This window comes from Nocardia sp. CNS-044 (assembly GCF_059570515.1).
In genome coordinates this window covers 106,476-122,053 of the sequence record NZ_JCANSX010000005.1, presented here as the reverse complement: position 1 = coordinate 122,053, position 15,578 = coordinate 106,476, and the positions used below count along the sequence as shown (strand labels likewise).

Genomic DNA, 15,578 nt, shown 5'->3' with positions numbered 1-15,578 from the left:
GCCCGCACAGTGCGCGGCCCAGAAAAGCACCTCTATCGGGGAGGACGGTTCGTGACCAGCGAGTCGAGCACCGGACACCGCGGCCGCGGCCGAAACCAAGACGGCGAGGTCGGACTCCGTCATCTCCTCGAATCGAACCGCGAACCGCTAGATGAGGCGAAGACCACACAACTTCCGGTCACCCAGCCCGGGCAGCCGCAGCGGTGGGTTGCGGATTCCGTGCCCACCGCACCGCTCCAGGTACCCCCGCAGCAGGCCGAGAGGGATGGTTATCCCGCACAGGCGATGCATGCCGGGCGCGATGGTGAAGCGGTGAACAACAACCCGCCGCGGGCGAGCAGTGGTACGTGGGGCGGCGCTTGGGAGGAGAGCGGTCCGCCCCCGGCGACGAGCGCGAGTCAGGCCCAAGGGGGCGCCTGGGCGAATGATGCCGGGCCGGGCAGTACGGCTCAGTCGATGAATGCCGAGCAGGCGGGCAATGCCGTGTGGGCAGGCGCTTGGGAGGAGAACAACCCCGCGCAGGCGAGCGGTGGCGCGTTGGGCGCCGATGCCGCGCCCGCGGGTAATGCCACACCCGTGGGCAATGCCGCGTGGTCGGCCAGCGCCGGACCGGCGGGCGGTGCGGCGTGGTCGGCTGACGCTGGGCAGGCGGGCGATCCGGCGTGGTCGGCTGACGCTGGGCAGGCGGGCGATCCGGCGTGGTCGGCTGACGCTGGGCAGGCGGGCGATCCGGCGTGGTCGGCTGACGCTAGGCAGGCGGGTAATGCGGCGTCGTTGGCCAACGCTGGACCGGTGGGCGGTGCGGCGTGGTCGGCCAACGCTGGACCGGCGAGCAACGCGGCTTGGCAGACCAACGCCGCACAGCCGCCCCATGGCGAGCATGCGGCCCACGCCGGGCGCGCGCCGCATGGCGAAGACGCCGCGAACGCCGAGCACGCGACCGCCTTCATCCGCAGGGACGACGTGCAGCGCGCGGCGGGCGGGCAGGGCGCGGCCAACGAGCACGCGACCGCGGTCGTCGGTAGGGCCGACGCGGAGCATGCGCCCTATGGCGGGCACACGACAGACGCTGAACTCGCGGCTCGTGGCGGGCACGGGGCGCCCAATGAGCACGCGACCGCGGTCGTCGGTAGGGCCGACGCGGAGCATGCGCCCTATGGCGGGCACACGTCAGATGCTGAACTCGCAACTCATGGCGGGCACGGGGCACCGAATGAGCACGCGACCGCATTTATCCGCAGAGACGACGCGGAGCGCGCGGCCTATGGCGCGCACGGGACCCCCAACGAGCACGCGACCGCTGTCATCGGCAGGCCTGAGCATGCGCCTTATGGCGGGCACGGGGCGCCCAACGAGCACGCGACCGCCTTCATCCGCAGGGACGACGTGGAGCGCGCGGCAGGGGTGGCCAACGAGCGCGCGACCGCGGTCGTCGGTAGGGCCGACGCGGAGCATGCGCCCTATGGCGGGCACACGTCAGACGCTGAACTCGCAACTCATGGCGGGCACGGGACGCCGAATGAGCACGCGACCGCATTTATCCGCAGGGACGATGCGGAGCGCGCGGCCTATGGCGTGCACGGGATACCCAACGATCACGCGACTGCTGTCATCGGTAGGCCCGAGCACGCGCCTTACGGCGGGCACGAGACACCGAACGAGCACGCGACTGCTGTCATCGGTAGGCCCGAGCACGCGCCCTACGGCGGGCATCCGACCGACGCCGAGAACGCGACCGCAATCGTCCCCCCGGCCGACACCGAGAATCGGCAGCGCTGGGAGAACGCGCGCAGACCCAGGCCGAGACCGGAGCCCGCGGATTCCAAGTCGTGGTGGCGGACCCCCGCCATCCGTCGCGCCGGAATCGCCGCGGGAGCCGTGATCGCCGTCGGTGGCCTCGGCTACGCCGTCGACGCCGTGCTCTCCTCCGGGGACGTGCCGCGCGGAGTGGTCGTCGCCGGGATCGATATCGGGGGGATGGACGTCGACGAAGCCGACGCCAAACTCCGCACCACTCTCGACGGGCGGGCCGGTCAGGAACTGCCCCTGCAGATCGGCGACGTGCGAGCCGAGCTCACCCCCTCCGCCGCGGGCTTGGCGGTCGACTGGCCGGGCACCTGGGACCGCATCGGCGGCCAGCCGATCAACCCCTTCGCCCGCCTGGTCTCCTTCTTCGGCACCCGCGACGTCTCGGTCGCGAGCACCGTCGACGACGCCGCGCTGGACCGTCAGCTCACCGCGCTGCGCGTGCACGATCGCCCCACCGTCGAGGGCACTATTCAGTTCCAGAACGGCAAGCCGGTCGCCGTCCCGCCCGTGCCGGGCCGCGTGCTCGACACGCCTGCCGCGCGAAACGCGTTGATCGACAACTGGATCGAGGGCGGCACCCTCGAATTGCCCGTCGTCCCAGCACCGCTCACCGTCCGGCCCGAGGCCGTCCAGAGTGCGCTGCACGAGATCGCCGAACCCGCCGTGCGCGGCGACGTGGTGTTCACCGGCAAGGACGGCGACGCCACCCTCACCCCCGAACAGATCGCGACCGTTCTGAGTTTCGCTCCCGACGGACACGGCGGTCTCGCCGCGAACTACGACCTGAACGCCGCGACCGCCATCCTCGCGCCGCAACTCGCGAAATCCGAAGTGGAGGCCAAGGACGCGACCTTCGCCGTGACCGGCGGAGCCCCGCGCGTCGTGCCCGCGGTGGTCGGCGACAAGATCAACTGGCCGAAGACCCTCGAACAGCTGCCCACGCTGCTCGCCGCATCCCAACAGCGCAGCGCGCCCGCCGTTTACGAGAAGATCGAGCCCAAACTGACCACCGAGGCCGCGCAGGGTCTCGGCATCGTCGAACAGATGGGCGCCTTCACCACCAGCGGTTTCAGCGGACCGTCCGGCGTCAACATCCGCACCGTGGCGAACAAGGTCAACGGCGCCGTCGTCCGTCCCGGAGAAACGTTCTCGCTCAACGAATTCACCGGCCCGCGCGGCACCGCGGAGGGCTACGTCGAATCCGGCATCATCGACCACGGCCGCCCCAGCACCGCAGTCGGCGGCGGCATCAGCCAGTTCGCCACCACCCTCTACAACGCCGCCTACTTCGCCGGACTCGAAGACGCGGGCCACACCGAACACAGCTACTACATCTCCCGCTACCCGGCCGCACGCGAAGCCACCGTCTTCGACGGCGCCATCGACCTCAAATTCCGCAACAACACCCAAAGCGGCGTCTACATCGAAACTTTCGCCACCGGCACGGACATCACCGTCCGCCTCTGGGGCACCAAGACGGTCGACGTCGAATCCATCACCGGCGACAAGACCAAGCCCACCGAGCCCACCACCATCACCCTGCCGAAGGGCAAGGACTGCATCGCGTCCGAAGGCGCCCCAGGATTCACCATCACCGATACGCGGGTGATCACGGATCGCAAGACCGGGCGCGAGGTCTCGCGTGCGACCCGCACGGTGAAGTACGACCCCATTCCAGTCGTCAAGTGCGAGTGAGGTGCTGCCGACCCCTCCGTGTCGATGCTTCTCGAATCCGAGCGTGATCGCTGGAGTCGGGTTCGGCGGCACCCCCTCGGGGCCGGTGAACCATAGGCCCCTTTACGTACTCAGTCGAGCGCGCTGACATCGAACTTGTCGTCGATCAACAATTGTCGTCACCACAGAGTTTCATCATCCGGCGCGTCGAGCCATGCCTGGTGCTCGGGTTGGCAAGGCGGAGGTAGATGCTGTTGTCCATTGGACGCAGGCGGATCGCGACCCTCGGTATATCCCACCGAATCTCTCCATCCGATCCTGCCTTTCGCAGTGTCGGCTGGCCCAACACCGCCTCGATCGCAGCACTGGTGTCAGCGAACTGGTCATAAATAAATGGTGCGGACCGATTCCGTGTCGGTCACGTCGCAATCATCGGTTCCAAGTCCGCGTCAGTCCAAGTCCAGACGAATCGCGCTGCCACGCCGACCGTTTTCGCGATCGTGTCGAGATCGGTCTGCATATCCGAAATGAGCTTCCTACGGAGGTTGTTCGATCATCGGCATAGCGCGTGAGCAAGGCAAGATGGTCGGACTATGCGGAACAGCTATCTCTACCGGCGTCTTCGCATGAAACTCGGGCGGGCGCGTTCGATTCAGTCACGCCGCCGGGCGGGGTCGGTGAAACGCCTCGGCGCAGCATGCGCATAACTGCCCACACCACAATGCGGTAGGCGAGGACAGCGGGCACGACGACCAGCAGCACTATGCGCAGTGTGACCACCACGGCGCTGACGGTGAGGAAGGCAAGGCCCAAGCCGTCGGGCGAACCGAACCCGTGTCGTGCCGACAACGCCGACAAAACCAGACGCAGGGCGAGATATAGCAAGACCAGGATCATCGGTATGCGGACCAGTTTCCACCCGGCGCGCAGATGGGAGGTGTCGGGCAGTCTCATGGCGCGAGCTCCGGCCCGGACGTGAGGAAGGCGAGCAGTAGGGCGTTGCCGATCACCCCGCCGGTCGCGAAACGCAAGCGGGGCCCGCTTCGCAGTGGCAGGCCGAAGAGGTCGGTGGTGCGGAACAGGCGAGTGAACATGTCGTGGTGACCGAAGGCGCGGGCCGGGGCGAGCGCGAAACCGGTTGCGGAGATGGATATTCCGAGTATCAGGGGGCCGCTGTCCATATCCCCGGCGCCGTGATGGCCGTCGCCGTATTCGTGGATCGCGCTGAAGCCGAGGACACTTCGTTCCTGGCGGAACAAGACGGTCGCCAACTCCTCGGCGAGTGCCCGGTCCGCGAAGCCGGCGAAGTAGGCCGCGAGTCCGGTTCCGGAAGCGCGTGGGGCGTCGTGTGGCTTTCCGTCGACGCCCATGCGTTGCAGCACCAGCCCGGTGCCCCGATCGATTTGTACCGCGCGTACCTGCTGCGCCCAGTGCGCGAGGACCGCCTTGTGGTCGATGCCGGTCGCGCGGCCGTGTACCGCGATCGCGGCGGCGACGGCTGCCACGTCGGTGGGGTAAGCCTCGCCGGGGAAGGTGTCGAGCAGGCCGGTCGGCGAGGCGAGCAGGCGCCGCTCGAAGGAGGCGATCAGCGCGTCGTGGCGGTTCGCGAGGTCGGACGGGAACGCAGGATCGACGAGGCGCGCCATCCCGAGCGCGAGGGCTGGATAGGAGAGGTAGGCATGGCCGTTCGGGCTGTCGAGCTCCGCCAAACCGTCCGCGCCGTGCCAGGCCGAGGTGAACTCGGTGCGCATCTCGGGTAACAGACTTTTGGCTGCCGCGCGAGTCACTATGGGGGCGTAGCGTTCCCGCAATTCGGGGTGCTCCAGACATATCTGCGCCAGTCCCAGTGCCGTCATCTGATGCGCGAGCAGCCCCCACATTTCGGCGAGACCCTCTTCCGAGCCGGTGGCACGCCGATGATCGTCATCGGCTTCGAAGGCCACCAATTCCTCGGCGAGGCCACGCACTCGTGCCGGGTCCCCGCGGTACCACTCGTCGGCGTCACGACCGCACCACCACCTCGGCAGCAAGCTCGCGATCATTACCGCGACAACGATGCCGATCACAATCGCGAAGGGACGGCGAAACTCGTGTAACCGACGCGCCGGGCCGGTCGGACTCCCCATGATCCGAATCTACTGGAGCCGCTCACGGACACTCCGGTCGCGGACAGCAATTCGCGTCCATCGTGCGGCCAGGGGATGGTCTTGGGTATGTACCCGATCGAAGGGTGATTATGGACTTGGTGAAGGCGCTGTCCTCGGGTTCGTCGGGGACCGGCACCCAGTAGGCGTCGCGCGACGACGTGCCCCGTCTCCCCGTGGGAGGCGGGGCTTTTCGCGTTCCGGGTCGGGTACGCGCCTCGGAGACGGTCTTACCAGTTATTTCCAATCGCGAGCTTCAGGCCGAAGCTTGCAGATTGCATGAGACGCGATTTGCGATTACGCGCGTATTCTTCGCGCGTTTTCCCAGGTGGAACGTTACAGATCAATGTTGTGTGATAGATCTCACCGGGCCTATGCGGGTTGTGGTGAGCCCGCAATACTGCGGTCTTGCGATGCGGTGAACGTCGGGCGTCAGTGCCCGGTTCGGATTATCGAGTGCGTACCGCAAATCTCGGTTCAGATGCCGAAATGCTCGTCCTATCGCCTGGTAGAGCGACTTCTGAAAGTGCCTTTCCACTTCGTTTGCCCGCTGTTCTGCCACTGACTCCAGTCGCGAGTCGGCGAATTGTGAATCTTTCATCTCGGGCATCTCGCAAAATTCGAGTTACTCGCATCTCATCGAATTGTGACGTGTTCATCGTTAACACTCGGACCCCTGTGATAGAACAATCTCGTCGGCCGCCAGGAGGTCGCCGACGGGGAAACTTCTTCCAAGGGGACTGTTTCAAGATGAAGATCATTCGTTCGTTCGGGTTCGCTTTCGCCGCCGCTGCCGGCATCGTGCTGGCCGGTTCCGGCCTCGCCACCGCGGACGACACGGGCTCGGCCGAGTCGCTGACCACGCTGGCCGAGCTGCTGGCGACGGGTTCGGCGGGGGAGACGAAGCCGACCGGGAATGAAACCGGGACCGGTTCGGCCGAGTCGTTGGCCCCGCTGCTCGAGCTCCTGGCCACCGGTTCCGCCGGTGGTGGCGACGCGACGGAGTAATCCCGGCGACGAGCCGCGTAGTAGGCCTGCCGCCGACGCGCGACGCCTCAACCCGACGCCAACGCGACGCGGATCCTGGCACCGACGCCGCGGTCACCTCGGCACCGATCCGACGCGGCAGCCCCGGCGCCAACGCGACGCGGATCCTGGCACCGACGCCGCGGTCACCTCGGCATCGATCCGACGCGGTAGCCCCGGCGCCAATGCGCCGCGGTAGCCCCGGCGCCAACGCGACGCGGTAGACCCGGCGCCGACCCGGCACAGTGAAGCCGATCGTCAATCGACGCGGAAACCTCGCCACCGCAACCACCAACAAGAATTGCCCCGCCTCCTCCGAGGCGGGGCAATTTTTCATTTCGAGCCAACCGTGCGAGTTCGCCGGAAACCGTACTCGCGAAACCTCGGATTACCACCTATCGAATCACCTGGATCGGATGTCGCCGTACCCATGATTCCGTTCGGAACGAACGTTTGCCAGGACCGGTGACATCCGGCACGCATCCCGCCATCGCGCAGGGGGCGGCATCGCCGCAGGTCAGCACAGAAATGCTGGTAGAACCGCACACCGCCGCACTTCACTCGGAAGTCCCCGCGCGGGTGAACTACTCGTAACTGATCATTTGCGCTGCGTTCATCATCACGTCGCGACACGCAAATCTGCCGTGATAGACATAGGCCCGCGTCGGCCGCAGCGTGTTGCCGACGAGAGCTTTCGAGGGAAGAGAAGAATTCGATGAGCAAGATTCGTGTGCTCGGCATCGCTGTGGTCGCCGCCGGTATCGTCTTTGGTGGTTCCGGCGTGGCGTCGGCGGAAACCCCGACCGGCTCGGCCGCCGGTTCGTCCAACTTCGCCACCGGCCTGTCCAACCTGCTGAGCACCGGCTCGGGCGGCGTGAAGCCGCTGCCGACCTCGACCGAGGCTCCGACCGGTTCCGCCGCGGGTTCGTCGAACTTCGCCACCGGCCTGTCCCGGCTGCTGAGCACCGGCTCCGGCGGCGTGAAGCCGCTGCCGGTCGCGGACGGCTACCCCAACCCCTGGCTGGACGGCTGGGGCGCCGGTTCCTCCAACCTGCTCAACGGCCTCGGCCGACTGATCGGCACCGGTTCGGCGGGCTGATCGGCACCGGTTCGGCGGGCGGATCGGCACCGGTTCGGCGGGCGGATCGGCACCGGTTCGGCGGGCGGATCGCCATCGGTTCGGCCGACTGATCCGCACCGGCTCGGCGGGCGGATCGCCATCGGTTCGGCGGGCTGATCGCCTCCGACCCGGGCGGCGCGAGGCCGCGGCCCTGATCGCGGCAATCGGCAAGTACCCATCGCGTGCAACAACTTGCGTGCCGAGCAGACCGTGTCGCGCATGGTGGGCCGACTCGCGTCCGTCCAATCGCATCGCACAGCACCAACAGCGATCGCACCCCAAACATGCAAGAGCGGCCCGGAAATCCCGGGCCGCTCTTGCATTTCCACACCCCTACAGCGGCGTCTTCATCAACACGACGTTGTACTGCGTGTGCACCGTCAGCAGGAAGTACAGATCCGACCCGGTCTGATACGGGAAGATCATCGGCGCGTACGCGGTCGGCAGCGACGCCGCCTCGACCAGCACCCGCGGCGCGCTCCACGGCCCCTCCGGCGCCGAAGCCGTGCGCATCACAACGGAATTCGTCGGATCGGTGGTCAGCATGACGAACTGGCCGAGGTGCTCGTTCCACATCACCGAGAGCTCGGCGACGCCGTCCACGATCGGCGCGGAGGCCTTGGCGTCGTTCGGCTTCCAGGCGCCGCCGTCCCAGTACTCGTAGGAGTCGATGTTGGCGATGTCGGCTTCCCTTGTCCGCGAGACGAACCCGGGGTTGTTGCGGCCCGCTGCGGTGCCGTAGCGGTAGACGTAGCCGTCGTGCTTCAGGAAGGCGTTCTGCTGGAAGCGCTCGTGCCCGTCCACGTTCGCGCGGCGGGTGTTGGTGAGCGGCGCCCAGGTCTGGCCGCCGTCACCGGAGACGGCGAGGGTGGCGAAGTTGGTGTGCCACTTGCCGTGATCGCCCCACTCCCGCACCGACATCAGGCTCATGTACTGGACGCCGCCCACCGAAATGCCCGCGGTTGGAATGAGACTGATCTCGATGCCGGGAATCTTGGGGCTCGGCAACGGATTAGGCACGACGCCGTCGTAGAAGATGCCACCGGACGGATCCTTGGTCGTGCTGCGGAACAGCACGTTCGAGGTCCACGCCCACATGCTGCCCGCGAGCAGGTTCGGTATGCCGAGCCCGGCGCTGTCGCCGAAGGCGGTGATCATCCGGCCGCTGCCGTCGTCCCACATGATGCCGAGGTCGGTGCCGAGCACGTTGACGTTCTGCGTCCGGTTCGGGCTGTCCATGCCGGTCATCTGGAAGACGGCCTTGGTCGGCCCGGGCAGCTGCGGTAGTCCGCGCCAGCCGTTGAGCACCGGGATCGGGTTGACGTTGTTCGGATCGGCGGCGGCGGGGCCTGCCAGCACGACCGTGCACGCCGCGGCGACGGCCCCGGCTCTGGCGAATGCGGACAGCGATCGTTTCATCCCGGACGGATCCCTTCTGTGGCGCGCGTCTGCCCCGAACATTCTGCCTGCCCGCCGCGCATTCGGGGCAAGAGTGAAGCTGTGGGGCGGGACACGCCGCAGCCCCGAAACGCCGAAGAGCGGCCCGGACGAATCCGGACCGCTCTGCGGGTATTTCGAGCTACGAGCCTCAGAAGGCGGCTTCGTCGAGCTCCATGATGTCGTTGTCCAGGTTGGACAGGATCGCGCGGGTGGCGGTCAGCTCGGGCAGGACGTTGCGGGCGAAGAACTGCGCCACACCGATCTTGCCGTTGTAGAACGCCACGTCCGAGCCAGTGGCACCGGCGTCGAGGGCCGCGATGGCGACCTCGGCCTGGCGCAGCAGCTGCCAGCCGATGAGCAGGTCACCGACGGCGAGCAGGAAGCGCACCGAACCCAGGCCGACCTTGTACAGCTCGGCCGGCTGCTCCTGAGCGCCCATCAGGTGGCCGGTCAGGGTGGCGGCCATGGCCTGAACGTCCTCGAGCGCGGTGGCCAGCAGCTTGCGCTCGCCCTTCAGGCGGCCGTTGCCCGCCTCCGACTCGATGAACTTCTGGACCTGACCCGCCACGTGGGCCAGCGCCACACCGCGGTCGCGGGCGATCTTCCGGAAGAAGAAGTCCTGCGCCTGGATGGCGGTGGTGCCCTCGTACAGCGAGTCGATCTTGGCGTCGCGGATGTACTGCTCGATCGGGTAGTCCTGGAGGAAGCCGGAACCACCGAAGGTCTGCAGCGACTCGGTCAGGTACTGGTAGGCCCGCTCGGAACCGACACCCTTGACGATCGGCAGCAGCAGGTCGTTGACCCGGAACGCCACGTCCTCGTCGGCGCCGGAGACCAGGTTCGCCACGTCGGCGTTCTGGTGCGCGGCGGTGTAGAGGTAGATGGCGCGCAGGCCCTCGGCGTAAGCCTTCTGCAGGGCCAGCGAACGACGCACGTCCGGGTGGTGGGTGATGGTGACGCGCGGCGCGGTCTTGTCGGCCATCTGGGTGAGGTCCGCACCCTGCACGCGCTCCTTGGCGAAGGACAGGGCGTTCAGGTAACCGGTCGACAGGGTCGCGATGGCCTTGGTGCCGACCATCATGCGAGCGTTCTCGATGACGTCGAACATCTGCGCGATGCCGTTGTGCACCTCGCCGACCAGCCAGCCCTTGGCGGGCACGCCGTGGCCGCCGAAGGTGACCTCACAGGTGGCCGAGACCTTGATGCCCATCTTGTGCTCGACGTTGGTGACGAACACACCGTTGCGGTCGCCCAGGGTCTGGGTCTCGAAGTCGAAGTGGTACTTCGGCACGTAGAACAGCGACAGACCCTTGGTGCCCGGGCCAGCGCCCTCGGGGCGAGCCAGCACCAGGTGCATGATGTTCTCGAACAGGTCGTCGGAGTCACCCGAGGTGATGAAGCGCTTGACGCCCTCGATGTGCCAGGTGCCGTCTTCCTGCTTGATCGCCTTGGTGCGGCCGGCGCCGACGTCCGAACCGGCGTCCGGCTCGGTCAGCACCATGGTGGCGCCCCAGTTGCGCTCGGCGATGATCTGGGCCCACTTCTTCTGCTCGTCGGTGCCGTTGTTGTAGAACACCTGCGCGAAGCCGGCGCCCGCGCCGTACATCTGAGCGGGCGGGTTGGCGCCGAGGATCATCTCGCTCAGTGCCCAGACCACGCTGGAGGGAGCGCCGAGGCCGCCGAGCTCCTCGCGGACGCCGACCTTCATCCACTCACCCTCTTCGAGGGCGCGGTAGGACTTCTTGAAGGCTTCCGGCAGGGTGACGGTGTGAGTCTCGGGATCGAAGACCGGCGGGTTGCGGTCGCCCTCGACGAAGGACTCGGCCAGCGGGCCCTCGGCCAGGCGACGCACCTCGTTGAGCATCTCCTTGACGGTGTCGCTGTCCAGGTCGCCGTAGGCGCCCGCGTCGAGGAGGGTGCCCAGTCCGAGGACCTCGAAGAGGTTGAACTCAAGGTCGCGGACGTTGCTCTTGTAGTGACCCATGGTCTGTACTCACTCTCCGTTGAGTTGGTGCGGTCGGTTTGGTTGCCGTTCCCGCCCGTTGTCGCCACCGGGGTAGTGTCCGGTTTTCCGCATGCTACTCGCGGGTAACTTATGCGCCATATTACCGGCCGGTAAGGGGCTGGCAAAGACGGCGGGGCGCAATGTGACGCGATAAACAGCCCCTGAGCGCGGCATCTGTGCTCTCCGCTCGGTGGCGGCTACGGTGAGGTGTGCAGATCGAGACGAGCGCGGGTCCCGCGGAGATCGAGCTCGACCGGCCGCGCAAGCCTGCCTTCCTGCTGCTGCTCACCCACGGTTCCGGCGGCGGGGTGGGAACGAAAGACCTTCTGGCGGTGCGCGATTCGGCGCTCGAGCTGGGCGGCGCGGTGGCCAGAGTGGTGCAGCCCTACCGCGTCGCCGGGCGGCGCGCACCCGGTTCCGCGGTCAAGCAGGACGAGGCCTGGTTGGAGATCGTGGCCGCGCTGCGCAAGAAGGTGCGCGGGGTTCCCGTGATCCAAGGCGGACGCAGCAACGGAGCCAGGGTCGCCTGTCGCACGGCGGTCGCGGCACGTGCTCGCGGCGTGCTCGCGCTGTCGTTTCCACTGCATCCGCCGGGGAAGCCGGAGAAATCGCGGCGCGAGGAGCTGCTCGCGCCGGGCGGCATCGAGGTCGTCGTGATCAATGGGGCCAACGATCCGTTCGGCGTGCCCGATTCCGCCGACGCCGCCGAGGTGCGGGTGATCGCGGGGCAGCCGCATTCGTTCCGCGCGGGGTTCGACACCATCGCGGCGACCGCCCAGCCCTGGTTGCGCCGCTGGTCGGAGTAGGTGCGCAAGGCTAACCGGCCGGGTTCCGGCAGCTCGTAGGCAAGGTTGATCCAGTCGCGACGATCCGACCGATCAGGAAGGCGTCTCTGGCTCGACGGGCTCCGGGGCGGGCTTGGTCGCGATGACCAGCGCATCGATGGCGTCCCGGTGCTCGGTCGGTCGCAGCACCCGTTCCGCGGTGTGGATCTCCAGATCGGAGGACGAGGCGAGATCGGCGACGATGTCGTCGGGCGTGAAGAGGATCGACGGGTCCGGCGGTCCGCCGAAGCCCTCCGTCAGGTTGAGCGTGTCGTGGCCGAGGACGAGCAGCGTGCCCGCCGGGGTGAGCAGCTCGGCCGCACGGCGCAGGACCGCGCGGCGCTGCTCGGCGGGCAGGTGCAGGAAGACCATCAGCACCAGCTCGTACGGACCGGTGACCCCGGCGGCGTCGAGATCGGTGACGTCGGCGCACTGCCAGGTGATGCGGCCGCGCACCGACCGGGACAACCGCGTGGCCACGGTCCGCCCTTTGTCGATGCCGACCTGCGAATAATCGACCGCGTGCACCTCCCAGCCGTGGGTGGCGAGCCAGACCGCGTTGCGCCCTTCGCCGCACGCCAGGTCGAGCGCCCTCGGCAGGGTCTCGCCGTCGACGGTCTCGGGTCGCGGCGGCACGCGCCGATCCAGCCCGTAGACGTGCTCCACCACGGTGCTGTTCGGTGGTGCGCCCCAGACCAATTCACTCTGCGCGTACCGCGCGTCCCAATCGGCCGCATCCATACCCGCGAGTCTAGGAACCGTTCCGCGCGGGCGAACTGTCGGCACCACTCACCCGGAGAAGGTGGGCAGCCACTGCACCGGCGACGTTTCGCGAATGTGCACGAGCACGTCGAACGCGCCCGCCAGCGACGGCACGGCGATGTGCGCCTCAGCGTCCTTCGCCGGGTCGTAGATTCCGCTGATCGTGCGCAGCTCGGCCGGGGCGTGGCGCCACGCGTCCACCGATTCCGTTGCGGCCGTGCGCAAATCGACGGAGAACGCGGCGAGGTCGACTTCGCCGAGCAGCGCGTCCACCAGCTCCGGCCGTGGCCGCGGCGCCTGAGCCATGCCGAGATCGCCGTGGTGGAATCCGATGGCGATGGCGACGTAGTCCGTGCCGAAGTGATCGCGCAGGTGGGCGCCCGTCCCGCGGAACTCGCCCGCGGCCGAGCCGACGCCGAGCGACTGCGCGCTGACGTGGGCGATCCCGTCCCAGTACGCGATCTTCGCGCCGGTCTCGCGTTGCCATGCGATGACGCGCTCGGCCGACGGCCGCTCGTCGCGGGCGAAGCCGCCTTGCCCGGCGACGCTGTGCTCATGGAACTCGACGATCAGTCGCGCGTGCGCATGGGCCGTGCGGTGCTCGTCGGTGTCGGGCAGTCCGTCGAGCAGGGCGAGCGCGTCGCGGGCATGTTCGGCGAACGGGCGTCCGGGATGAATGCCTTGGTGGCGCTGGACGTGCTCGTCGATCTGGTGCGAGGTGCGGATCGGGTTCAGGTGGGATTCGGCGGGCGCCAGCCGATCCGGTGCGATCCGGCGCAGGTAGTCCAGCACCGCGTCGTAGTCGGAAGGTTCGGCGCGCGGCGGTTCGACGCCGAAGACGCGGATCGGGTCGTCCGGGTGCTGCTGATTGAACAGCCTGATCCAGGCCAGCGTTTCGACCATCTCGACCGTCCGCAGCGGCCGCCACGCCCCGGCCAGCGCGGTGTCCGGATCGCCCGCCCCGGTGCGGACGTACTTGTCGAGGCGCTCACCGGAACGCGCGCTGTCCTGGATCGCCAACCCGCGGAACCCGTGCCGGTCGACGAGCGAGCGGAAGAGCCGCTCCCGCACGCCGTAGGTCTGCCGGGAGAACCTGGTCGACTCGCCGAGCCCGACGATCGTCGCCGAGCCGAGGGTCTCGACGAGTTCGTCGAGGTCCGGCCCGACGAAGCCCGGCTCGGTGTCCGCCACGGGACGCGCGGCGATGCGCAGCCAGGCCGCCAGTTCGGCGGGGGCGATGCTGGATGCAGAAGTCACTGTTCCTCCCGGAGTTCTCGCGTCTCTGCCCCCAGCCTCATACATCAAGCATTGTTGAGGTCAAGCGCTCCGGGAAAGGAGTTGGGGCGCCCGCGGACAGCGGACGCCCCGCTCGAGCGCATCGCGCGCGAAAAGTTTGCACCGCGGGACGATCGAATGCGCACCTCGTGGCGCAAGGGAACACTCGCATCACGGCACGATCGAAAGCCCGCATCGCACCGCGATCAGCGCGTCCCACGCAGCGATCGAATGCGCACCGCCCAGCGCGATTACAACGTGGTACGCATCAACACCACGTTGTACTGACTGTGCACCGTCGTCATGAAGTACAGATCGCGCCCGGTCTGATACGGGAAGATCGACGGCGCGTAAGCCGACGGCAGCTCCCTGGTGTCGATCAAAACCTCCGGCTCGCTCCACGGCCCCGCGGGCGAGGAGGCCCGCCGCATCACGACCGAGTTGAATGGGTCGGTGGTCAGCGAGATGTATTGGCCCAGATAGTCGTTCCACATGACCGACAGTTCACCGACGCCCCCCATGATCGGCGCGGCCGCGTTGACGTCGTCCTTGCGCCAGCCTTCGCCGTCCCAGTACTCGTACTCGCCCAGGTTCTGGATGTCGTGCTCGCGCACTCGCGCCACGTACGCCGCGTTGTCGCGCCCGGACGGGGTGCCGTACTCGTAGACGTATCCGCCGCTCTTCAGGAAGGCGTTCATCTGGAAGTTGGCATTACCGCCCTCGTTCGGGCGGCGGGTGTGCCCGAGATCCGCCCAGGTCTCTCCGTTGTCGGCGGAGGCGGCGAGGCCCGAGTAATTGGTGGTCCACTCGCCGACGTTGTCCCAGGTCTTCACTGACATCATGCTCATGTACTGCACGCCGTCGACCGAGATGCCCGCCGTGGGAATGCGGCTGATTTCGATGAACGGAATTTTCGGGCTCGGAATGAGATCGCGCGCCTGACCGAGGACGTCGCGCACCGCGCTGTCGAAATAGATGCCGTTGGAGGGGTCCTTGGTATTGCTGCGCACCAGGATGTTGCTGCGCCACGCCCACATGCTGCCCGCCAGCAAGTTGGGGAAGCCGAGTCCGGCGGTGTCGCCGAACGCGGTCAGCATCTCGCCGTGGCCGTTGTCCCACATGATGCCCAGATCGGTGCCGAGCACGTTGTAGGTCTGGGTGTTGTTGGGACTCGCCATGCCGGTCACCTGGAAAACCGCTCGACTGCGACCGGCCAGATTCGGCAGCCCGGTGGTGCCGTTGAGCACCGGAATCGGGTTGATCGCGTTCGGGTTTGCCGTGGCGGGGGTAGTTGCCGTGAGAAGCAAGGCCGTGCTACCCGCTAGCGTCGAAAGCAGGATTCTTGCGGTCTTGTTCAAAGTCGTGGGCCCTCCGGGTCTCGCCGAATCGGCCTCGACACACCACCCCCCGATGTGTCCCGAAGCACATTTCGAATGGCTGGCAAATCGACGGAAATGCTAGCAGTCGAACCGGGGAAATTGGTGGCTTGCGATCTTGTC

At 67.5% G+C, this 15,578-nt stretch carries 11 protein-coding genes and 1 pseudogene; 4 read left to right on the top strand and 8 right to left on the bottom strand.

Features of this window, described 5'->3' with window-relative positions:
- Positions 1 to 456 precede the first annotated feature (456 nt).
- Positions 457 to 3,504: a VanW family protein gene (locus T333_RS01635; protein ID WP_496423491.1), complete on the top strand. Its 3,048-nt coding sequence runs from the start codon at positions 457 to 459 to the stop codon at positions 3,502 to 3,504.
- Positions 3,505 to 3,649: 145 nt separating this feature from the next.
- Here the strand turns inward: T333_RS01635 and T333_RS01630 are convergent.
- The 3 genes and pseudogenes from T333_RS01630 to T333_RS01620 form a co-directional block, all read right to left on the bottom strand.
- Positions 3,650 to 3,877: pseudogene (locus tag T333_RS01630) on the bottom strand (DUF6301 family protein); the annotation flags it as partial.
- Positions 3,878 to 4,074: 197 nt separating this feature from the next.
- Positions 4,075 to 4,437: a hypothetical protein gene (locus T333_RS01625; RefSeq protein ID WP_496423490.1), complete on the bottom strand. Its 363-nt coding sequence runs from the start codon at positions 4,435 to 4,437 to the stop codon at positions 4,075 to 4,077.
- Positions 4,434 to 5,525 (bottom strand): hypothetical protein, encoded by a 1,092-nt coding sequence (locus T333_RS01620; RefSeq protein ID WP_496423489.1) that lies wholly within the window; start codon positions 5,523 to 5,525, stop codon positions 4,434 to 4,436. Before T333_RS01620 ends, T333_RS01625 begins: the two co-directional genes overlap by 4 nt.
- Positions 5,526 to 6,377: 852 nt before the next feature.
- Here T333_RS01620 and T333_RS01615 point away from each other — a divergent pair.
- A complete protein-coding gene (locus tag T333_RS01615) occupies positions 6,378 to 6,635 on the top strand; it encodes a hypothetical protein (RefSeq protein ID WP_496423488.1) in 258 nt (85 codons plus the stop codon).
- 733 nt (positions 6,636 to 7,368) lie between these two features.
- On the top strand, positions 7,369 to 7,752 hold the full coding sequence (locus T333_RS01610) for a hypothetical protein (protein WP_496423487.1): 384 nt from the start codon (positions 7,369 to 7,371) through the stop codon (positions 7,750 to 7,752).
- Between the two features lie 354 nt (positions 7,753 to 8,106).
- Here T333_RS01610 and T333_RS01605 read toward each other — a convergent pair whose 3' ends face one another.
- The gene (locus T333_RS01605) at positions 8,107 to 9,192 is read right to left on the bottom strand and encodes a glycoside hydrolase family 183 protein (protein WP_357252956.1); all 1,086 of its coding nucleotides are present in this window, start codon (positions 9,190 to 9,192) and stop codon (positions 8,107 to 8,109) included.
- A 169-nt stretch (positions 9,193 to 9,361) separates the two neighbouring features.
- A complete protein-coding gene (locus tag T333_RS01600) occupies positions 9,362 to 11,197 on the bottom strand; it encodes an acyl-CoA dehydrogenase (protein ID WP_354998543.1) in 1,836 nt (611 codons plus the stop codon).
- A gap of 230 nt (positions 11,198 to 11,427) precedes the next feature.
- Between T333_RS01600 and T333_RS01595 the strand changes: the two genes are divergently transcribed.
- On the top strand, positions 11,428 to 12,024 hold the full coding sequence (locus tag T333_RS01595) for an alpha/beta hydrolase family protein (protein ID WP_496423486.1): 597 nt from the start codon (positions 11,428 to 11,430) through the stop codon (positions 12,022 to 12,024).
- A gap of 72 nt (positions 12,025 to 12,096) precedes the next feature.
- Here the strand turns inward: T333_RS01595 and T333_RS01590 are convergent, their stop codons facing one another.
- From T333_RS01590 to T333_RS01580, 3 genes are all read right to left on the bottom strand, one after another.
- Positions 12,097 to 12,783 carry a class I SAM-dependent methyltransferase gene (locus T333_RS01590; RefSeq protein WP_354998545.1) on the bottom strand — a complete coding sequence of 229 codons (687 nt, stop codon included), beginning with the start codon at positions 12,781 to 12,783 and terminating at the stop codon, positions 12,097 to 12,099.
- A 48-nt stretch (positions 12,784 to 12,831) separates the two neighbouring features.
- Positions 12,832 to 14,061 carry an erythromycin esterase family protein gene (locus T333_RS01585; RefSeq protein ID WP_496423485.1) on the bottom strand — a complete coding sequence of 410 codons (1,230 nt, stop codon included), beginning with the start codon at positions 14,059 to 14,061 and terminating at the stop codon, positions 12,832 to 12,834.
- A 269-nt stretch (positions 14,062 to 14,330) separates the two neighbouring features.
- Positions 14,331 to 15,437 carry a glycoside hydrolase family 183 protein gene (locus T333_RS01580; RefSeq protein WP_496423484.1) on the bottom strand — a complete coding sequence of 369 codons (1,107 nt, stop codon included), beginning with the start codon at positions 15,435 to 15,437 and terminating at the stop codon, positions 14,331 to 14,333.
- Positions 15,438 to 15,578: the final 141 nt, after the last annotated feature.